The 20140-nt window shown below is 57.3% G+C and carries 15 protein-coding genes; 8 read left to right on the top strand and 7 right to left on the bottom strand.

What is annotated here, in order from left to right; translation table 11 throughout:
- The first annotated feature begins 3 nt into the window (after window positions 1–3).
- Window positions 4–237, top strand: coding sequence for a DUF2274 domain-containing protein (locus tag AC0L3C_RS35455; RefSeq protein WP_473372145.1), 234 nt, complete (start codon window positions 4–6; stop codon window positions 235–237).
- On the opposite strand, the gene AC0L3C_RS35450 is transcribed toward AC0L3C_RS35455, so the two are convergent.
- The 3 genes from AC0L3C_RS35450 to AC0L3C_RS35440 all read right to left on the bottom strand — a co-directional run bounded on the left by AC0L3C_RS35450 (window position 219) and on the right by AC0L3C_RS35440 (window position 2684).
- A complete protein-coding gene (locus tag AC0L3C_RS35450; RefSeq protein ID WP_473410334.1) occupies window positions 219–1163 on the bottom strand; it encodes a LysR family transcriptional regulator in 945 nt (314 codons plus the stop codon). The two genes, AC0L3C_RS35455 and AC0L3C_RS35450, sit on opposite strands and share 19 nt — an antisense overlap.
- A gap of 71 nt (window positions 1164–1234) precedes the next feature.
- A complete protein-coding gene (locus AC0L3C_RS35445) occupies window positions 1235–1867 on the bottom strand; it encodes an acyl-homoserine-lactone synthase (protein WP_473265012.1) in 633 nt (210 codons plus the stop codon).
- 94 nt (window positions 1868–1961) lie between these two features.
- Entirely contained in the window at window positions 1962–2684 is a 723-nt protein-coding gene (locus tag AC0L3C_RS35440) for a helix-turn-helix transcriptional regulator (protein WP_473410333.1), read from the bottom strand.
- Between the two features lie 785 nt (window positions 2685–3469).
- On the opposite strand from AC0L3C_RS35440, the gene ald reads away from it, so the two are divergent.
- Window positions 3470–4582, top strand: a complete 1113-nt coding sequence (gene ald / locus AC0L3C_RS35435; protein ID WP_473410332.1) for an alanine dehydrogenase — start codon at window positions 3470–3472, stop codon at window positions 4580–4582.
- A 755-nt stretch (window positions 4583–5337) separates the two neighbouring features.
- Here ald and AC0L3C_RS35430 read toward each other — a convergent pair.
- Window positions 5338–7017: an MFS transporter gene (locus AC0L3C_RS35430; protein WP_473410331.1), complete on the bottom strand. Its 1680-nt coding sequence runs from the start codon at window positions 7015–7017 to the stop codon at window positions 5338–5340.
- A 656-nt stretch (window positions 7018–7673) separates the two neighbouring features.
- Window positions 7674–8150, bottom strand: coding sequence for an Lrp/AsnC family transcriptional regulator (locus AC0L3C_RS35425; RefSeq protein ID WP_231144083.1), 477 nt, complete (start codon window positions 8148–8150; stop codon window positions 7674–7676).
- A 156-nt stretch (window positions 8151–8306) separates the two neighbouring features.
- Here AC0L3C_RS35425 and AC0L3C_RS35420 point away from each other — a divergent pair, with 156 nt between their 5' ends.
- From AC0L3C_RS35420 to AC0L3C_RS35410, 3 genes are all read left to right on the top strand, one after another.
- Window positions 8307–9818 carry an NAD-dependent succinate-semialdehyde dehydrogenase gene (locus AC0L3C_RS35420; protein ID WP_473410345.1) on the top strand — a complete coding sequence of 504 codons (1512 nt, stop codon included), beginning with the start codon at window positions 8307–8309 and terminating at the stop codon, window positions 9816–9818.
- A gap of 10 nt (window positions 9819–9828) precedes the next feature.
- Window positions 9829–11229, top strand: a complete 1401-nt coding sequence (locus tag AC0L3C_RS35415; RefSeq protein WP_473410330.1) for an aminotransferase — start codon at window positions 9829–9831, stop codon at window positions 11227–11229.
- 459 nt (window positions 11230–11688) lie between these two features.
- Entirely contained in the window at window positions 11689–13164 is a 1476-nt protein-coding gene (locus tag AC0L3C_RS35410) for an amidase (RefSeq protein WP_473410329.1), read from the top strand.
- An 855-nt stretch (window positions 13165–14019) separates the two neighbouring features.
- Here AC0L3C_RS35410 and AC0L3C_RS35405 read toward each other — a convergent pair.
- The gene (locus tag AC0L3C_RS35405; protein WP_473410328.1) at window positions 14020–14352 is read right to left on the bottom strand and encodes an aspartate/glutamate racemase family protein; all 333 of its coding nucleotides are present in this window, start codon (window positions 14350–14352) and stop codon (window positions 14020–14022) included.
- 832 nt (window positions 14353–15184) lie between these two features.
- Here AC0L3C_RS35405 and AC0L3C_RS35400 point away from each other — a divergent pair.
- Complete coding sequence (locus AC0L3C_RS35400; protein ID WP_473410327.1) at window positions 15185–16249, top strand: alpha/beta hydrolase family protein; 1065 nt, start codon at window positions 15185–15187, stop codon at window positions 16247–16249.
- Window positions 16250–16680: 431 nt separating this feature from the next.
- On the opposite strand, the gene AC0L3C_RS35395 is transcribed toward AC0L3C_RS35400, so the two are convergent.
- Window positions 16681–17163, bottom strand: coding sequence for a MarR family winged helix-turn-helix transcriptional regulator (locus tag AC0L3C_RS35395; RefSeq protein ID WP_473410326.1), 483 nt, complete (start codon window positions 17161–17163; stop codon window positions 16681–16683).
- Window positions 17164–17644: 481 nt separating this feature from the next.
- Here AC0L3C_RS35395 and AC0L3C_RS35390 point away from each other — a divergent pair, with 481 nt between their 5' ends.
- Window positions 17645–19165, top strand: coding sequence for a porin (locus AC0L3C_RS35390; protein ID WP_473410325.1), 1521 nt, complete (start codon window positions 17645–17647; stop codon window positions 19163–19165).
- 574 nt (window positions 19166–19739) lie between these two features.
- A partial coding sequence (locus AC0L3C_RS35385) for a hypothetical protein (RefSeq protein WP_473410324.1) occupies window positions 19740–20140 on the top strand: 401 nt, incomplete at its 3' end.

Below are 20140 nucleotides of genomic sequence, written 5' to 3'. Positions count from 1 at the left end.
GACATGACAAAGCTTAAACTTGGAGCGATCGAAGACGATAAGCCGATCAAAATTGCGCATGAACTCCCGGCGAGCGTCCACAGGGATCTCGTGGCATATGCAGAAATCCTTGCACAAGAGAGTGGACAGCCGATCGGGGAGCCGGCCAAGCTTATCGCTCCCATGTTGGCACGGTTCATGGCAGCGGACAGAAGTTTTCGGAAGGCTCGGCGGGCCCGTCAACATCCGAAAGGATAGCGCTCAGAAAGCAAGTTCAAGAAAGCAGCCAACGCAGGATTTTCGTTGTCGTCTCTCCAGTATGCCGAAAAGTCGAATCGGCTCGGACCGGCTCCATCGCGCAATTCGCGGTAGACGAGGCCCGCATAGTTGATGCCCATGTCGGATTCCAGCACCAGGCTGATTCCTGTGTTCATCCTGATCAGGCTCTTGATGATACCGCGGCTGACGTCGTGGCGCTCGAGTTTAGGACGGTCCTCAGGCGACACGAGCTTGGAAAACAGAAGATCTTCAAACTCTTTTCCCGGATCGTAGTGGCTCATCAGGACCGTCTCGCCGCGCAGGTCAGTCCAATAGACCGTGTCGCGCGCGGCGAGGGGATGATCATGGGGTAAGGCGACCAGAACACGTTCGCTCCACAGCGGCATCACTCGGTTATCGACTAACGGCAGGTTCCCTGTGACGATCAGGATATCGAGAACGCCGTTGCGAAGTGCCGTCGCTAGTCGTGTTCGTGATTTCTCGATCGTCACAAGCTCGATTTGCGGGAATCGCTGCTTGAAATCCAGCAAGGACGTCTGCAGGTTGCCAATGGAAAGTGAGGTGCAGAGCCCGACACTCAGCCGGCCAGCCTCGCTGTTGCGTACAGCCCTCGCGGTCGCGATGAGAGCATCGAACTCCTCCAGAATTGTCCTTGCCAGGCGAAGAACACTGCGGCCTGCTTGCGTCGGGCGCACACCACCGCTGAAGCGCTCAAAAATCGCAATTCCCAGGTGATATTCGATCTCGCTGATTCTTCGGCTGAGACTCGATTGTTGGGTTCTCAGCAATTCCGCCGCTTGACGGAGGCTGCCACAATCAGCCGCAGCAACGGCCGATTGCAGGTGTTTCAGTTCGATTGCCTTGCTGGCTTGAAGGGAAGGTGTTGATCGACGTGGTTTGTGCATCGTAAGTCTTAAGCAGATGGCTTTCCGGTCCAATGCGCAGCGATGCCCCGGATTGTACTTGCTTCCAGATCCTAGGCGGCCGCTTGGATGACTGGAGCCCAGAGCACCGGACCTGAGATGTGTCCCGCTTTGCGGATGCGATGCAACGCTTCGGGCGAGACCTCCAGGTATCCAGCAATGGCCGTGGTGTTTCCGAGAGGACGAGCTTCTCCGATTTTGCGGAGCGGCCAGCCCGCGCGCCGAAGAATGCGTTCCATCCGGGCGTCAGTGACGGTAACGATTTCGGTCAGTTGAAGCGAAAGGCCGAATTCAATCATGCCCGCAAACAGCTCGTAAGTCGCGGCAGCAAGTCCACCACTTGCCTTCGGCGCATCAGGAGGAACATCGAGGGCGAAGCGACTGCTCTCCCAAATCCCGTCGCTTCGTGGCGCCGGCTGCCCTTTCAGAAGGATCGGGAAGGTGTCTCTCAGCATGGTTGGGCCGGTCGACGGCAGAAGTCGTACGCAACCCTGAAGACGTCCAGCGTTCGAGCGGTTCAGGAGGTGCACGGGTCGAAGGACATCAAACTCGTCGACTTCCATCTCGCCACTGACCTCGACGTTCCAGTCCAGGCGCTGTTTGAAAACGCGATAACGCAGCCGGTGCATCTCGGTGAGATCGTCGACGAATTCGCCGTAGTACTCCGGCGTGATGAGCTGCATCATTCTTGCCTCCTTGCCTTGCTTCAGGCAAGCAAGCAGAGAAGGCAGGAGAGCACATCCTGTGGAGTTGCACAGGTGCTTGCAGCCTGTGGTTGATCTATGTTCGAGATTTTGATTCGGTCAACAGCACGATCGCTTGACGAAGCGAGCTGACGCCGAGCTTCGCGCGCGCGTTATCCAGGTGATATCCCGCGGTTCGCTCTTTGATGCCAAGAATGATCCCGATCTCCCCAGCTGATTTGCCGCGCGCGGACCATTCGAGACACTGGTACTCGCGAGGAGACAGCATCACCCCACCGACCATGCGGTCAATCGTCCAGAAGCGTTTTGCATGTGCATGGAAAAACGCTGCGATGAGCCGCAGGCTCTGGGCGTGCTCGACCAGCGAGCGTTCGAAACCAGATCGACGCTCGTCGCTTGCAAAGCTCAGCGCGGCGATTGCGCCCTTGTCATCGTGGATAGGGAATGTAAATCCGCAGCGAATCCCAAATTTGGCGGCTTCTTCGAACAGAGCGCGTTCTGACTCCGACCGATTTTGCGTTTCAAATCCAAGCCCCCATCGGAAGGGCTTAAGCTGACGCCTTGCCCGACGTACCACTGGATCTACGGATTCGTAGCCGCGCTGCAGATAAATGGCGGTCCAGGAGGGTGGATATGTCGAGATCAGGTTGGGAGCACTGCCCGGCCCACGGGGAAGAGCGAGATATGCGAAGCACGACAGTCTGAGCGCAGCGGCGACCTCGGCCATGCTCTGCTGAGCTGCGTCTCGATGCGTGCTTTCGGTCAATTGCTCTGCAAATCTTTGAAAAACCCGATCCATCGTTGATGAACCCGCGGGCCTCCCTCGCAAGCGCTACTCGCATTTCAGATCGAGCATCACTGCGAATGGGGCAAAACAACGAAGAAGCCCATCTATTCCGGCTTCGATCGATCTCGATCGCGAGACCCTGCATCGGGTGGTTGAGCGTATCGGGTCAGCCGAGTCCTCGCGCTCAGTTGTGATATCATCGCGACCAAGTCCGCGAACTCCGTCGTCTGTCTGAAATCCTGCAAAAGGGCACCGAAGATCGCCGGATTGCTGCGTTTTTTCCGTTCCAAGTTGGAGGTTTGTACGGCACTTTCGATCTGCCTCACGCCGCAACTCAGTAAACATGCGTCTTCTTGAGTAACGCGAAATTGGATCCGGAAATTAACGCCCCGGCCCTCTCGGCCGCAAGAGCGTGCAAGATTTCATACGGGCGCGAAGTCAGGAAGGCGGCGCTCGGACCAAGCCTTCAGCCCTTCCTGAGCATCGGCGCAAGAGAGACTTTCAAAGAACCTCGCGTTGATCTCTGCCGGATCGGCGGTGCCTCGGCAGATTGAATTGAGCGACGCCTTGAGAACGCGGAGCGAAGCCTGAGAACGCTGAGCGAGCATTCCGGCAAGATTCTCCATCGGCGGCACATGCCAATTTTGAGAGGCGTGAGGCTCACCTAGCCCCGGTCCTCTGGATTCCTGCACTAACGTACAAAAAATAGCTGAATTTCTGCGCCACTTGGTGATGTCCGCTGGAGGTTAGTACGGCTATTCCGACTACAAAGAGTTATCCAAACGAGGAGATTGCAAATGAAGGTCGGTGTTCCCAAGGAAATCAAGACACACGAATATCGCGTGGGTCTAACGCCTGGAGCCGTCCGCGAGTATGTTGCTGCCGGTCATAGTGTAGCAGTTGAGACGAATGCAGGGGCTGGCATTGGTGCGACAGACGAAAGCTATCGCAAGGCTGGTGCAACAATCCTAGGCTCCGCTCGCGAGGTATTTGGGTCGAGCGAATTGATCGTGAAGGTCAAGGAGCCCCAGCCTTCCGAATGGACCCAGTTGCGAGAGAATCAGATTTTGTTCACGTATCTCCACTTGGCGCCGGACCCTGAGCAAGCGAAAGGCCTCTTGAAATCTGGATGCACCGCAATCGCCTACGAAACGGTCACTGATGCCTATGGCGGACTTCCATTGCTTGCTCCCATGAGTGAGGTTGCAGGTAGGCTTTCGATTGAGGCAGCCGGTGCGGCGCTGAAACGGTATGCAGGCGGTCGCGGGCTGTTGATCGGCGGTGTGCCTGGTGTTCAGGCAGCGCACATCGTGGTGATCGGAGGCGGTGTTGTCGGCACGCACGCAGCTCGAATGGCGGTTGGCTTGGGAGCCGAGGTTACAATCCTTGATAGGTCGATTCCCCGGCTTCGTGAACTTGATGAACTGTTCGAAGGGCGGGCTCGTACCAGGTTCTCGACCATAGATGCCGTTGAGGAAGAGGTCTTTGCTGCGGACGTCGTGATCGGGGCCGTGCTCGTTCCCGGAGCGAGCGCGCCGAAGCTGGTTAGCCGCAGCATGTTGAGCTCGATGCGAAAGGGCTCGGTGATCGTTGACGTCGCGATCGATCAGGGCGGGTGCTTCGAAACATCTCGTCCAACCACACACGCCGATCCAACCTATGAGGTTGATGGGGTCATACACTACTGCGTGGCGAATATGCCTGGGGCGGTCCCCCTCACCTCGAGCCAGGCTCTGAATAACGCCACGCTGCCCTTTGGACTGGCTCTCGCCAACAAGGGATTTGCAGCCGTGCTCGAGAACCAGCATCTGCGAGCAGGCCTCAATGTCTATCGTGGCCGTCTAACTTACAAGGCCGTGGCCGAAAGTCTCGGCCTGCCATACTCACCGATCGATCAGGCTGCGGCCTGATCCCCGAGGCCTCCCATGGGGGCATTTCCTCCCTGACTTGGCGGGCCACTCCTTCGGGGGTGGCCCCTTTTTTGTCGAAGCCGTCAACCGTGAGCTCCGGAATCATCCGTTGTCGACCACGTTTAGCCATCAACTCGTTGACCTCACGCGGGTGCTCGCGGGCGTTCGCCGACGCGAACGCTCGGCGACCGCGGCACGAAGGTGATCAAGTGCTGCAGGCACCCGAACGACCGGCGAGCCTTCGGCCTCTTTACCCGATCGATGCCGGGTCACGGCAGACAAACTAGCTTGGCAGGCGCAACAGACGCCCGTCAAGAGCGCCAGGCCGGAAGGGAAGAGATCATCCGCCAGATTGCCGAGCAAACCGACCTGTTCATCCAGAGCCACGACTTCGGCGATCTCAGGCGACACAGCGGCCAGCAGCGCCCGGCTCTACCGACACGAATGGATGTTGCTGGTCAGTGATCATACGGTTCGAGCGCAATTTTCCCTGCTCGACCTCCGAGCTCGCCAGACCGAAGTTCGTCAAGCGCAACGACCGAGTTGCCAACGGTAAGGAGATCCTTTTGAGGCACGCGGATCAAGCGAGTGCGCAGACACTCCAATGAACGGTCGTAACAATCCGGACCGATGGCGCCAACTGAACTCACACTGGACATCAGATCTGGATGCAGGCGTCTAGCTACGCGCGCCTTTGGGCAAATGCGGCACTGTCGTGCGGCCTGTCTGCGTTGGGCTCAGGCATGCCTTGCTTCTCAGCTCCAAGCAGTCCCTGAGCGCGGCATGACGTCCTTCGCGGCCCGTTCACGTTCATCTTCCCTCCGGCGCACCGATCCGAACGGACGCTCGAGCATGCGGCGAACCCGCACGGGCTGAGGACCAATGTGGAAAGCCGCCGCCGCTTCATCCAGGGCGCGCTCTGACTTAGTCGAGCGATTGCGCTGCCGCAGATAATCAAGCCACGTCGGGCAGTGATAGCGCTCGGTCCAAAGCTCGGGATCGGCGACGTCGCGCGCGATGGACCACCCATACGCACCGCTGCGCTGGCGAAACAGCTGTACATCCTGCATCACATTGTGAAACGCACGCGCATCCTCCGAAGCGATACGATATTCGATTTCGACCACAAGCGGCCCACTGCGAGCGGAGAGTTCAATACGCACCTGGGGATCGGCCAACATCTCGGCATCTTCCTCACGAGTACTTACGCGTGGCATGCGTAGCCAGAACCCCAAGAGCGGGGAGGCTAACATTAGACCGGCCGACATCAGAAGGGCAGTCTGCACACCAGTGGCGTCAGCCAGAGAGCCGCACACCCAACTGCCAACAGCAATCCCACCCGATCCCGCCGCCTGATAGGCTGCAAGCGCGCGCCCCGCGACCCAGCGCGGCGCCGATAGCTGGACCCCAATATTGAACAATGCCCATGCGATCATCCACACAGCTCCTGCGAGGAACAGCGCAATGGCCGTTAATATCGGCTCGCGGCTCAGCGCTACCGCGGTGATCGCGCCACCCATCGAAAGCGCACAGGCACGGATTGCCGCTTCGCCGCTCAGGCGTTTACGCACCTGCGTAATATTGAGCGCGCCGATCACAGCGCCTAGACCAAAGGCACTGAGCATGGTCCCATAAGTCTGTGCGCCACCTTGCAGCAAATCGCGAGCGACGAGAGGCATAAGCGCGACGACCCCTCCGCCGATTACGCCTGTCACCATGGAGCGACCGAGCACGACCTTGATAGAGGGCGAGTTAACGATGTAGCGGATCCCGGTAACGATAGCGCGATTCAGCGTCTCGGGCGGCAGATGCGAGGGTTCAGGGATGCGCTTCCACAGAAATAGCGCCAACATCAACGGCAGATAGAGCAGCGCATTGACGGCAAACGAAGCGGCTGCGCCAGCGGTGGCAACGAGGATACCGCCGATCGCAGGGCCTACGCTGCGAGCAATATTGTAACTGATACTGTTCAGCGCGATGGCCGCGGGGAGAGTTTTTAGAGGAACTTGCTCACTGACCGAGGACTGCCAAGCTGGATCCAATAGCGCCATTCCGCTTCCGACGACGAAACACAGGGCCAGCAACATGTTCGGTGTGACTAGGCCGACCCACGCCAGCGTCGTCAGCGCGGTCGCGCCAGCGAACGAGATCGCAACGGAGATGAGGGCTACGACGCGACGGTCGTACATATCGGCGATCGCGCCGGCAGGCATCGATATCAGCATGACTGGTAGCAATAGCGCGGTCTGCACCAGCGCCACTTTATCTGCCGACGAGGTCATCTGCGTCATCGCCCAAGCTGCTCCAACACTCCGGATTAGAGCGCCGAGATTGGCGAGTACGCTCGCAATCCAGATGCGCCGAAACGTGAGATGCTGGAGCGGTGCGGTGACGCCGTCGGGGCTGAACATGCGCGACCTGGGCGAATCAGTCATCTCGGCCCTGCTGCGCTTCCGGGACATCGCCGGACAAGGTCGGTCTATGCTCACAAACCTCCGATGCTAGCAAGTTAAGCGGCCAGCATGATGTAGGTAGCTCAAGTGCAACACGCTGACCCGAGACAATTCCGTTCTGAGATACTCCGGAAAGGCGAGCGTTGGGCACCTCCACACAGGATGCCACTTCTCGTTGCAGATGAGACATGCACCGGGCGAGCTGCCCTGGCAATTTGTCTGACATTCCGGCGAGATCGCTCGGTTGCGGCAAAATCCCCGCGCGGCTCTCAGCGTCAGCTCCGAGATACTCTGATTGCAGCGATGTCGATTTCGAGGTTGGCGCCGCCCGCTCTAATTGTTGAACATGTCCGCGGAGGGCGGGAGCGGTCGAGCGAAGGTCAACTAGCTCGTGCGCCGCATTGTAGTTGACCCTCCACCGCGTGTTTTCAGTTTGCATCGTCTCGCCAGAGCGGACGTATCAAGCGACCGCGTGAGACGTCTTGTCGGTAAAGCTGCAATTGCCCTCAAAAAGCTGAAACAACTTCAGCTAAGGGCTCGACAGGCTCATAAAATAGTGGATCAACGGTGAGGTTTTTGAGCATTGTATGCGAATGCGTGAGGAAAAACTGCGAGGCTTGGAACGAGGCGAGGGCAGCTCAGTCTTCGTCCGGCATCTCGATCGGAACGGCGAAACCGGTTTTTACCCGGTCCATTATAACCATCGTCTTGAAACCCTTGATGTCGGGGTTCTCATAGAAGAACCGTCGAGTGAACTGCTCATATTCCTCCATGCTACGGGCGGTAAGGTAGAGAACAAAGTCAGCATCGCCGGTCACGTAAAAGCCGTTGACCACTTCAGCTGACGACTTGATAGCTTTCTTGAACCTGTCGATGATGTCTGAACGCTCGCGCTCCAAGCTCACTAGGACGAGCATCTGGATCGGTCGTCCGACCGCCCTCGCCGAGACGATAGAGACATCGGCCTCGATGATCCCTTCAGAGCGAAGTCGCTTTAGCCTCCGTTGACACGCGGTAGCAGAAAGCCCAGCCATCTCGCCGATGACCTCGGACGTCAAACGGTTGTTCTTCTGCACAATCTCGAGGATGCGCGCGTCTATCCGGTCGTATCGCATGTTTAAGCTCCAGCCCTCAGGTGCATTTCGTCTCCGATCGCGTGTCCGTTGCAGGAAATCGTTAGCGCATCGAAGAAATGCGCCGCAAATCTCTTGAGATTACCAGTATCCTGAATGCACAACAAATTTCAACAATTGACGGTGTCGGACCCGCAAATGGCCCTTCAAACTCTTCGGCAGGAAAATCGCGAGTTGGTCGGTCTTGCTAAGGAGCGTCTGCAGACTTTGCGCAAAGATTTTGTGGCAGGGGCTGCGCTGCTGGACGGCCGGTGGATTTCGGGCCACCGCAGAGACGTCGTCGTCGATCCGGCGACCGGCGAACAGATTGCAGAGGTTGCGCGTTGCAGCGCGGCTGACATGAATGCCGCGATCGCGGCGGCTGACCGGTCTTTCTCGGCGTGGCGCGAATTGTTGCCAGCAAAACGGGGGGCGATCCTTCGGTCTTGGGCGTCCTTAATACTCGAACATGCTGATGAACTCGCTGTCGTCGTCACGAGCGAGCAGGGTAAGCCTCTTGCGGAGGCGCGGCATGAAATCCAGTACGGGGCAGGATTTCTTGAGTGGTTCGCAGCCGAAGGAGAACGAGCGTACGGAGAGACCATCCCAAGCCACAAGCCCGGCAGTCTCCTTCACGTCCGAATGCAGCCAATTGGTGTTGCGGCTGCGATTACGCCTTGGAATTTCCCTGTCGCCATGATTACGCGAAAAGCCGGGGCCGCGCTCGCCGCTGGCTGCCCCATCATTGTAAAGCCTGCTCCAGAGACACCGCTCTCTGCGCTCGCCATTGCGCGGTTGGCCGAACAGGCCGGACTCCCTGCCGGCGTGTTTCAAGTTCTGGTGGGCGATCCAATCGAACTGGCGACGCCTCTATTGCACGATACGAGAGTGCGGGCCCTGTCGTTCACAGGTTCTACAGAGGTCGGCCGCCATCTCCTCCAAGGGGCGGCGGTCACGGTGAAGAAGGTCTCGATGGAATTAGGCGGCCATGCCCCGTTTATCATCTTTGATGACGTGGACCTCGAGAAGGCAGTTAAGGGCGCGATGGCCGCCAAATTCGCGACGTCAGGTCAGGACTGTCTGGCAGCTAACCGCATCTACGTTCAAAAGGGCATCTATAGGACCTTTGTCGAGGCGTTTGCTGCAGAAATGGCTCGACTGCGAGTCGGTCATGGACTGGACCCGACAACAGATATCGGGCCTATGACCAAGCTATCTGTTGCCAACAAGTGCAGGGCCCAAGTCGATGATGCGGTGAAAAAGGGAGCCACCGTTGTGTCGGTCCATCAGGGCGCCACTGCCGGCCCCAACTTCGTTCGTCCGACACTTCTCACTGAAGTTTCCGAGAATATGCTCATTGCTTCTGAGGAAACATTTGGCCCAATCGCAGCAGTCCTTCCGTTTGACACCGAAGAAGAGGTCATCGCTAGAGCCAACGCCAGCGAAATGGGCTTAGCCGGGTACGTCTACACCGACAGCTTGCGTCGGGCGCTTCGCGCTTCTGAGCGGCTCGAGTGCGGTATGGTCGGCATCAACACAGCCTCGTTCACAGGGCCCCCTATTCCGTTCGGCGGATGGAAGCAATCAGGCCTTGGTCGAGAAGGCTCGCGACACGGCTTGGCCGAATTTATGGAACTCAAGTACGTCTGTTTCGGCGATCTGGCAGATTAGGAGAAGTGACATGATTGATATCAAGACCATCGCTGAACGAGATCGCTCGAGTGTTCTGCATCCTTTCACTCACCTCAAGGACTTCGCCAGCGGCAAAATGGGCGATCCCACCATCGTTACGGGCGGCAAAGGCATTCGCATAAACGACGCCGAGGGTCGAAACTACATCGACGGCTTTGCGGGGCTGTACTGCGTCAACATCGGTTACGGTCGGACCGAAGTCGCAGAAGCTATTGCGCGGCAGGCATATCAATTGGCTTACTACCACACGTACGCGGCGCACACGACGGAAGAGTTGGCGACTCTTTCGGATCGTCTCGTGCGAATGGCACCAGGTAAGCCAAGCAAAGTCTTCTACGGGCTGTCCGGATCGGACGCTAACGAAACGCAAGCAAAACTTGTCTGGTACTACAACAATCTCCGCGGCCAGCCCAGGAAGAAGAAGATTATCTCGCGCGAGCGAGGTTACCATGGTTGCTCGGTCATTTCTGGTTCGATGACCGGCATGTCATTTTACCACGATCACATGGATCTTCCTTTCCCTGGTATTCTACACACGGGAACGCCGCATCATTATTGGGGTGCTGAGCCGGGCGAGACGGAAGAGTCCTTTTCTCGCCGGCGTGCAGCGGAGCTTGAGCAACTGATCTTACGAGAGGGTCCGGAGACGGTTGGCGGCTTCATCGCAGAGCCGGTGCTCGGCACCGGCGGTATTACGCCGCCGCCTGCTGGGTACTGGCAAGAAATCCAAACCGTGCTCAGTCGCTACGACGTTCTTCTGATCGCTGACGAGGTCATCTGTGGGTTTGGCCGAACCGGTGCCGACTTCGGCAGCACACTCTATGGAATCGAGCCCGATCTGGTGACTGTGGCCAAGGGGCTGACTTCCGGATACGTACCACTCTCTGCCGCTATCGTCGGTGAGAAGGTCTACAAGGTCATGGAAGAAGGAGCTGATCGCGTTGGAGCTTTCTCGCATGGATATACGTATTCCGGCCATCCAATTGCGGCCGCAGCTGCAAATGCAGTGCTCGATATTGTCGAGAAAGAGGCGCTAAGCGACCGAGCCAAGACCGTCGGTGCGCACTTGCAACGACGGCTTAAGGAGCGGTTTGCGCAGCTTGAGATCGTTGGAGAAGTCAGAGGCGTAGGCTTGCTCGGCGCTGTTGAATTTGTCGTGGACCGCCAGACAAAACGGAGATTTGATCCGGAACTAAAAGTAGGTGCACGCATTTCAAAGGCCGCTCGTGATCGAGGACTTATCGCGCGAGCGATGCCGCATGGAGACATACTTGGTTTTGCCCCACCGCTCGTTGTGTCCGAGGCAGAGATCGATGAAATCGTTGATCTTGCATATCAGGCGACCAAGCAAGTAATGGACGAACTTGCGAAGGAATCAGGTCTGTCTTGAGAGAGGTCAGCATGTGCTGCAGGAGCGTCATCGGGAACTTACTACTAGCGTCAGGCGTCAGACTTGAGCACGGAAGCGCAGCCCAGGACGCAAGACTGGTTATGTGATTGCAACAAAGAGCATAAGCGCCTGCACCGCGTTACGAGTTAACCGTCCCGGTAACGCATCAACGTACAGGCCCTATCGCGTTCGGCAACCACTGTCTCTTCGCGACGCTATGAAATGGTTTCAGAGGAGCCGGGGCGGAGCGCGGCTAAGCTTGGGTTCGAGCACAAGTTCTATATACAAAGCGCTCTAGCAGCTAATGAGTGCCGAAATACGCCGCACAGAGCGCGGATGTGCAGTAATTGAGCGCCAGACCGTCGTCAAAAGCCCTCATTAAAATCAATGTGGCCTTAGCTATAGCTGTTCTCCAGCCAGACGAGGTTTGGCTTGGAGGATCAGAGGAAGCGAAGTCACATGATGGATCCGGCGGAATACGTGAGGTTCGACGGCCTTGGGCTGGCCGAGCTGCTCCACAGCGAGCAAATATCGCCGCTCGAGCTAATGGACTGCACACTACGACTCTCCGAAGAGCGAAATCCGGGCCTGAACGCTTTGTGCTATATCGATCCGGAGATGGCGCGGCGGACCGCTGCGCAAGCCAAACCCAAGGGTCGTTTCGGGGCATTGCCGCTGCTGCTCAAAGACTCCGGTTTGCCGTCGACTACCCTGCCGACCTGCATGGGATCGAGGCTGTTCGCCGGCTCCGCCCCCTCGGCTGTCGACGCGACGATTGTGACACGATTTCTGGCCGATGGCTTTCTCCCCTTCGGCCGCACTACGGTGCCAGAGTTCAATATGGCCCCAACTACCGAAGCCGCGCAGAACGGTGGGCCAACTCGTAATCCGTGGGATAGGACTCGATCGAGCGGCGGTTCGAGCGGTGGGGCGGCGGTCGCGGTGGCCACCGGCATGACGCCGATCGCCCACGGCAGCGACGGGGGTGGTTCGATCCGTATCCCGGCGTCATGTTGCGGGATCTACGGTCTGAAGCCTTCCCGCGGACTAGTGCCGGCGGGTCCGATCCGAGGTGAAGCCTGGGGCGGGTTAGGGATCAACGGCGTTCTGACTCGCACAGTGCGCGACACCGCCGCAGTCCTCGACGGGATCGCTGGCATGGAACCCGGCGCACCTTACGCTGCGCCCCCTGTCCCCGTCTCGTACTTTGCCCTGCTCGAGAACAATTTCGAGCGGCCCCTGCGGATTGCCAAGTGGACGGCCGCTTTCGAAGACATCCCGATCGCGCCCGAATGCCTGGCTGCGTTGGACGTTACTGAGACGTTGTTGACCCGCCTCGGCCACGAGGTTGTCGATGCCCCTTTGCCGCCGATCGATTTCTCGCAATTCGTCAAAGCGCAAATCCAAGTCCTGTCGGCGACCGTGACGACGACAGTGAACGGCAAAATCCGACATTCGTCTGACACTGGATGGCGCGAGCGGCTGGAGCCTGCGTTGGCCGATGCATACGAGCTCGGGGCGCGCCTGACCGCCGAGGCGTATGCGCTCGCAATTGACCAATTCCACACTGTGGGCAGGGAGATGGCGCTCTACATGGCTGACTATGACTTGTTGCTCACGCCTACGCTCACCCAGCTGCCCACGAAGCTTGGAGTCATCACAACGGAAGACGATTTCCGCAGCTTCCGCCAAAAGATCAGCCGCTATACAGCCTTTACCGCCATCATCAATGCTTCAGGTCAACCGGCCGCCAGCTTGCCGCTCCATTGGACCGAACAAGGGCTTCCAGTTGGTGTGCAGCTGATCTCCTGCTTTGGAGGCGAAGCGGAGCTGCTTCGAATCTCCGCTCACCTTGAGTCGGCCTCGCCGTGGATGCCAAAGATCGCCTCAAAACAACATTCATTCAGACCGGCGGTGCCCGGCGCCAACACATGAAATCGGGAACGAAAACGCGGAGTGGAACTGGTGCGGCGTTTCCCTTGATGTGTTCGAGCGTCGTTCCATCTACGAACAAACAAGCCCTTGTGCGACCTGCTTGATCCGAGGTGAGCATGAAAGCGATTCTTGGACATCGCGCACGCGCCTCCGAAGTTCAGCCCATTCTCACCGCAATAGCGCAAGCGGCCAAGCCGGCGTGGCCGTCTTGCCCGAAGCGCGCGGCATCGGCACGCGCACGCGTGCGGATCAAATTGGCGCCGGGGTGCCTCGAACGTCCTCACAGCGATGCGCAGCGGGCCTCTCGCGAAAACGCGCAGAGAGCGTCCGAAGTGCGCGCTTCAGCGGCGCCAGAACTCAGCGCCGTTCGGCAACCGCCCACCGGATACGTTATGGACTCGTCGAGGAAACCGTTCCGCATGGTGGACACAAACAAAACTCTCGAATTCACGCACTAGTCCCATATCGGTGCAGAATGACACGGTTATGCTCGGAAGAGCAGGGCGCGGGAAAGGCGGATGCCCGGTTCTGTGAGGACTAAGTAGTCGCTTAGCTACTCGCGACGATCGAAAAAGCGCGAAATGCCCCTCGAACTGCACAAAAAAGACAAGTCGCCGCCAATCTTGCAGGCGGAACGACATACATCATCAAATCGCGACAGCTTGCTTTTGGGTACGTCCGAAGAGCGATTGAGGAAACCTAAAGTGAGTATCCGATCCGCATTGGGACGTCAGGGGTTTTCTAAACTGGCCTCAGAAAAAGCGGGCTGAAACAATCTCACAAAAGATAAACTTCGGTGCTTTTGTTAGCCACGCGAGTGAGCGAGTGAGCGGTCGTCCAATGCAATAAAGCCGTTCAAGAAACCGATGCGATCATCAGGCGGCAGAGGTCGGTGATATCGTAGACGGGCAACTTCACCCTACGGCGGATCGCTGCCGCTACCATCGGAAACGCAGCGCACTCGAATAGGATCGCCGCGATTTCAGGATACGCGTCGCGAAGGCCTTCGATCCGTGCACCAACGTCAGACTCAATTGACGCGACGTCGATCGGCGGCGGCGGACGCTTCAACTCGTCGTGCCAGAACTTACCGCCTTCAATCCCGCCGATGACAATCCTCGCTCGCTCGCCTGGATCATCGACTCCGAGCAACTCTTCGCCACAATGTGTCGAATCGTAGGTCAGCACACCGATCTTCGCCTCTGGGGGGACTTGACGGAGCAATGTCGGTATAAGGAGCAAGCTAGACATTGCTACCGGTACGTCCACAGACGCGGCTATCGCGCGTTGGTGCCTGATCGAGAAACCGCAGGTGGAGCTGATCGCTACTGCCCCACGCCCAACCAGTCGCCGAGCCGCGGCGACGTAAGCCGGCTCAAGGCCGGGATCGCCGCGGACCACATTCTCAACCCAAGCTCCTGCAACAGTTTCTGCAATAACCGGAAAGTTGAAGGTAGATGGATTCAATAAAGAGCCCGGGCGCGGCGGTGGCGGTGAGGCGCCGGCTGGCACTCCTCGCTCCAGGTTGAGAATTCCAATCGACCGTCCGCTCTGCGATACCATGACGAAAATATAACTCGAATCGACGTCGGTATTCTCCAAAATAGCCGATCTAAGTCGAGAAATTCTGCGCCAGTAAGAAGAGCAGAACTGTTTTGTGCGCGGGACCGGATACCTATTTTTCTCTGAGTGCTGCGCCTCAAGGTTCGTAAGCGGAGCATCGCAAAGCTATCATCCTGCCACTTTGTACCGAAGCCAATGGTGGATTGCCCGCTGAGGTCTGAGTGGCCCGACTTACAATAAAACCTACGGGTTTTGCCAGTAACTTGCAGGATTTCGTACGTACGAATGCTCACATTGGGGCATTTCACCTCCGGGGAGCCCATATCGTATGTTTAGAAGTCCGAGTCTAAGACCAGCGTTCTTTCGGCAGACTCTCCTTCTGGATCGCTACTCGATCGGCTGAGACTTGTTCGAAAACCGCGAGCGATAGGTGAGGGTATAGCGAGGGGGGCACCGGATGGATTGCGCTACGTGGCCCGTTGTCCTAGGCGATTTAGCGTCCATACGGCGCGATGCCGCAGCTTTCCTGGACGGTCTGCAATTCGTTGACGTGCAGAATGCCAGTCATTGGCAGCACTGGGGTACAAGATGGTCAGAACTCGGAGACGCTCAGTCGCTTCACGGCAATCTAAATGCTGAAAAAGGAGCGACAGATCAGGCTCGGGAAGCCTGGCTCTGTGCTCTAACCGCGTTCGAAGTTGCTAGACGACTAATTGATGAAGATGATCCAGACGCTAAGCAGATTTCAGCGAAGATCGAGGGTGGAGTTCAACGGCTTGGATCAGCGCTAGAGCAGAACATTGAGCGGGTGCAAATCGCACGGTGGGATCAATCTGAAACCTCGGCATACTACGTGACTCCCAGTGATCGCGAATTCTGCGCCCCCGCAGTTATTTGCGTCAGCAGAGAGGAAGAGAGGGCGGAGACGTTGCTTGGAAGGCTCTTGCCTCTCATGGTCGGACGAGGCGTTTCGATCCTCGTTGTTTCTCATGATGACGTCTCAAATCGTGCCCGCGATTTGTCGAATCTGTTCTTATCTAGCTGCATGGATTTCTTGTCGGTTCAGCCCAAGGTCGATGCTGCTCGTGTTGGCGTCTACGGTGAGGGGCTGTCCGCTGTTTTAGCTACTGAGTTTGCGCGGTCAGATTCCCGTGTTGCTGCAGCGGTTTGTGACGGAGGGCTTTGGAATCGAACTCGGTTACTCGCAACGATCGGCTGGATGACGACGGCCGCTGGTTCCGACAACCACTTGGTTTGTACTCGTCGCAGGGAAATGGTGTGGCATTTGAAATGCCCGGTTCTCGTGGTCGCCGGTGGGCGCAGCGTCGTCAGCGTGTCGGAGGCGATCAGACTTCAAAATGATTGCGAGCGCGCGCAGGTCGACCTCGAAGTGACGATGCCGCGGATGAGCGCCTTCCCGCTACGCGAGATCGAAAACTTTCCGATTTCAGACGACTGCGTCTTCCGATGGCTGGATCGCAAGCTCGCGAACAGTTCGCAACAGCAGCCCATACAAGCTTAGGTCCCTTGAACAGTCGATGCCGATCGCCATCATGTAGTGGAATTCTGGAAGCGACGCACGACGTGCTCGCGAGCGCAAACCTTGCGATGAACGAGATCGCCATCAATGCCCTTAGTGCAGTCCACGCTTTGTAACGTCAGTTCACCGATTGGATCGGGAATTCAGCAGCTCGCGGCCAATTACATTGGTGACGCAGGACAGATGCTAATAGAGGCGGGAGTATCAAGCTTGCATGCTGTCAAGGATGTACCGAGGTTGATCACTGCATTTGGTCCGGCTCCGCAATGAGAGCCATGAGTATGTCATAGGCGAGCGAGGCGGCGAGATCAGCATCACATCAATGACCAATCCTAGAAATCCGGCAGTTTTACCAACAAGTACCTGGTCTCCCGTCGCGAGAGGCCTAATTCTTAAGGCGATCGACTCGCGGCCTACAAAACACCAATACTCAGCTTCTGAGATGCCAAGCGGCTGTTCTTGGCGAGCAAGGACAGCCGCTTATTGAGATAGTCAATGGTCGTTTGGTCCACCCCTTCAAGTATCGTGGCATTGAGGGCCTTTCTCTTAATCGACAGCTTTGCGATCTCCGCTCGCGCTGTTTCCGTGAGAGACATCTGTATGAATCGTGCGTCGTCGGGCGACGTCGTGCGGGCTAGAAACTCCATGGTCTCCAATCTTTTCGTCTGATTAGTAACAAACGGCGGATTGATGCGCAGTTTGTTTGCGACTGCAGTTCCAGAAACGCCGCTCCCATCGTCGAGCTCGGCAATAGCCATCAGGATCAACCACTGCGCTTCAGTGATTCCGAGCATTTGAGCCCAGCTCTTATGGATCTCTTCGAGCTGTGAGTGGATCTCCACGATGTTCCAGATGAAGTCCCTTACGGCCTTATCGGATTGTTCGGCTTCAGCCATTTTTGTTTTTCAACCTTTTCGCTGGTGGTGGCGGCCGCGCCGCAAGGCGGCGTGAACGCTACCTACCCGTCTTAAGTAGCCTGAAGAACCCCGCGATAGTACATAGCGGTCATGCCAAAAGTAATTGTTCCGAAGAATTATTTGGATTAAGTTTTGTTCCAGATCGTAGGGCCACTCCCTAGACAAAACCACCACGAAAAGCTCGCGCGGATGCCGTTTTGGGGCAAAAACTTGCACATGGGCAGAGCGTAAGGTGCAACGTCAAGGCATCAAGCCGAGGTGTTGCGCGATAACAACATAGCCTCGCCAAATGTTACTGATCGAAGATAATTACTAGAAATAATTATTGTAGGTGATAGAAAGGGTTGGACAGCGAGGGGGCGCCTCGAAGGTCGTTCCGTCCAGCACCCCTGTCCGTCAGGCCGGGCTAACGCCGGCGGATTTTGAAGGACGGAAACGACGTTTCCAACGGAGGTCGACTATGAAATTGACGAAGGGTCTTATTCTCGGTTCTGCGGCATTGTTCGCCGGCGCAGGAGCTCAAGCAGCCGATCTGCCGGTTAAGGCGAGGCCTATCGAGTATGTGAGGATCTGCTCACTTTATGGAGCGGGGTTCTATTACATCCCTGGCACTGACACCTGCATCAAGCTCGGTGGCTATATGCGTATCTCGCTAGGGTTGGGCACGAACGGGATCATTGTTCCGTCTGACAGCGGCGTGGCCGGCGCGCAGAATCGGCTCCGGAATTATTATACTTCTCAGGCGCGCTTTGACTTGAACGTCGACACACGCACCGCGACTGAATACGGCGTGGTTCGTACCTTTTTCGAGGGTGTGCAAACTTGGAGCGCCGGGGGCTATTCCGGAGCGGGCACAACCGCTACAAATGGCGCAACGTCCTATTCAACGTCGATTGCATCCCAGATCGCTGCCGGAAGCATCGGCGTTTACTACGCTTTCATCCAATTCGCTGGCTTTACAATCGGTAAGGCGCAGTCGCAGTTCTCCTCGCCCTGGACCAATTATCCGGCCAACAGCTTCGATGGCCTGCCAGGCGGTGGCGGCTGGAATCCTGTGAATCAGTTCGCGTATACTTTTGATTTCGGTCAAGGGATCTCGGCCTCTTTGTCTGCTGAGGATCAGGTCGCTCAGTCTACAACGAGTATTTGGAACGTGAGTGGCGCAACCGCGGCAGGTCTTGCAAGCGGGGTGTTCGGCGCCAACGACATCGGTGGTTCGCGCTCTCCCGATCTCGTTGCGATGCTTCGAGTAGACCAGGCTTGGGGTCTCATTCAGGCGTCGGCCGCGGCGCACGACAATCACGCTGCCTACTATGGCGCCGACGAAGCGACCGGTCACCCGAACGACAAGTGGGGCTGGGCCAGTCAGCTTGCGTTGTCGATCAAAAACATCCCTACTGGTCCGGGTGACACGGTCAACTTGTCCGGCGTGTATACAAACGGTGCGAGCCGATACAACTTCCAGCAGTACATGTCGACCAGCTTCGCGATGTATGGTGGCACTGGCCTTCCAGGTGCTTACCAGAGTCTCGGCCTCGCGGGTGTCTCTGACTCGGTGTTTGTCACTGGCTCTGGCCAAGAGCTGACCACTACATACGGTTTCCAGGGCGGCTACACGCATAACTGGAATCCTAACTGGAATTCCAGCATCTACGGCGGGTTGGGTGCTGTCAGGTATAATGACACAGCAAAGGGATACATCTGCGGTGCCCTCGTTGCGACCGTTGCGCTCTCAACGGGACGAGCAGGCTGTAACCCAGACTTCAACTATGGTGTGGTTGGTTTGGTCACGCGATGGACGCCGGTCAAGAACCTGACCTTCACGGCCGACCTCTCGTACACGATGCTGGACCAGAAGTTTGCGAGCGGAAGCACAGTCGCGCTCCCACTCCAGTCCGGTATCGCCAAGCCCGCTACCGTATACGAGCTGAAAGACCAGAACACCCTGACGTTGTTGCTTCGAGCACAGCGTAATTGGTGAGCTTCCTGTCAAACTAGCGAAGGAGAAAACGCACCGACTCTATAAACCTTAGTTAAACCTCCAATAAGGCCTCCGGCATGCCCGCCGGAGGCTTTTTTATGCAAGTTGGGGCAACCATTCGTGTCCGCGTAAAGCCGTGCCCGGTGCGCATTGTTGAAGACGCTAGAATCGGGCACCGACGGCGTCATCTTTGATGACTGCCGGACCATGCCTGATCCGATGCACAGGAATGCTACCACGAGAGCCGCGCTAGCGATGGCGAGCCCAGTCCGCGAAGGGCTCGTGCGATTGCGACAATGGCAACACCTACTGAAAGCAATCAATGCGGAACATTGGGAGGACCACAAGCTCCTCGCAGGCGCGGGCGGCGCACCTTAATTGTAATCCGGTTAGCGTGCCGGACTTACGTCACGATTGCGTTGACCTTACGCGGGCGAGCAAGACGCGGACCGCCACGGACAGGAGGACACCTGCGAACCCTTCATTCCTGCGGCCGCAAGTCGTCGCGTGCCACCGCGCAAACGCATGAACCTGTACATTGGGAAATGCAACGCGAGCCTGTTGCTTTCGCGCCTTGATCACTCCGGCCGAGCTGGTGGAAGACATAAAAAGCTTCGCATTGTTGGGTAATGCGCAGAATTTCGGCGATTACGAGCGTGATATCGGAGAAATCCAGCTGGAGGGACGGCTAATAATCGCGACAAAGAAAAACGCTCCGTCGGAGAGTGTCGCGAGGCAAAAGGCAGGTGAGGAACTAATGAGTCACTCGATTCGCAGCAACCGCCTCATGCAAGCGTCGCCCCTCTTGCGTAGTCCGAGCGCTGAAAAAGGTACGCTCGGTCGTCCGGCGGTGCTTGGCGGTGCGCTCGGAGCTCGTCACGAGAAAGAGGGGGTAATGCCACGCACACACGATGCGTTTGTTAGGTTTTGGAATATTCAGAAGACTTATGACGGCGAGACGCTCGTTGTTAAGAA

It is taken from the genome of Bradyrhizobium sp. WSM4872 (genome assembly GCF_055811715.1).
The sequence above is the reverse complement of the archived record's forward strand: the minus strand, read 5'-3'. Positions and strand labels throughout refer to the sequence as shown.

Bases quoted from the DNA above. Each gene is read 5' to 3' on its own strand.
- AC0L3C_RS35455 (WP_473372145.1), top strand. From the start codon at position 4: ATGACAAAGCTTAAACTTGGAGCGATCGAAGACGATAAGCCGATCAAA.
- AC0L3C_RS35450 (WP_473410334.1), bottom strand. From the start codon at position 1,163: ATGCACAAACCACGTCGATCAACACCTTCCCTTCAAGCCAGCAAGGCA.
- AC0L3C_RS35445 (WP_473265012.1), bottom strand. From the start codon at position 1,867: ATGATGCAGCTCATCACGCCGGAGTACTACGGCGAATTCGTCGACGAT.
- AC0L3C_RS35440 (WP_473410333.1), bottom strand. From the start codon at position 2,684: ATGGATCGGGTTTTTCAAAGATTTGCAGAGCAATTGACCGAAAGCACG.
- ald (WP_473410332.1), top strand. From the start codon at position 3,470: ATGAAGGTCGGTGTTCCCAAGGAAATCAAGACACACGAATATCGCGTG.
- AC0L3C_RS35430 (WP_473410331.1), bottom strand. From the start codon at position 7,017: ATGACTGATTCGCCCAGGTCGCGCATGTTCAGCCCCGACGGCGTCACC.
- AC0L3C_RS35425 (WP_231144083.1), bottom strand. From the start codon at position 8,150: ATGCGATACGACCGGATAGACGCGCGCATCCTCGAGATTGTGCAGAAG.
- AC0L3C_RS35420 (WP_473410345.1), top strand. From the start codon at position 8,307: ATGGCCCTTCAAACTCTTCGGCAGGAAAATCGCGAGTTGGTCGGTCTT.
- AC0L3C_RS35415 (WP_473410330.1), top strand. From the start codon at position 9,829: ATGATTGATATCAAGACCATCGCTGAACGAGATCGCTCGAGTGTTCTG.
- AC0L3C_RS35410 (WP_473410329.1), top strand. From the start codon at position 11,689: ATGATGGATCCGGCGGAATACGTGAGGTTCGACGGCCTTGGGCTGGCC.
- AC0L3C_RS35400 (WP_473410327.1), top strand. From the start codon at position 15,185: ATGGATTGCGCTACGTGGCCCGTTGTCCTAGGCGATTTAGCGTCCATA.
- AC0L3C_RS35395 (WP_473410326.1), bottom strand. From the start codon at position 17,163: ATGGCTGAAGCCGAACAATCCGATAAGGCCGTAAGGGACTTCATCTGG.
- AC0L3C_RS35390 (WP_473410325.1), top strand. From the start codon at position 17,645: ATGAAATTGACGAAGGGTCTTATTCTCGGTTCTGCGGCATTGTTCGCC.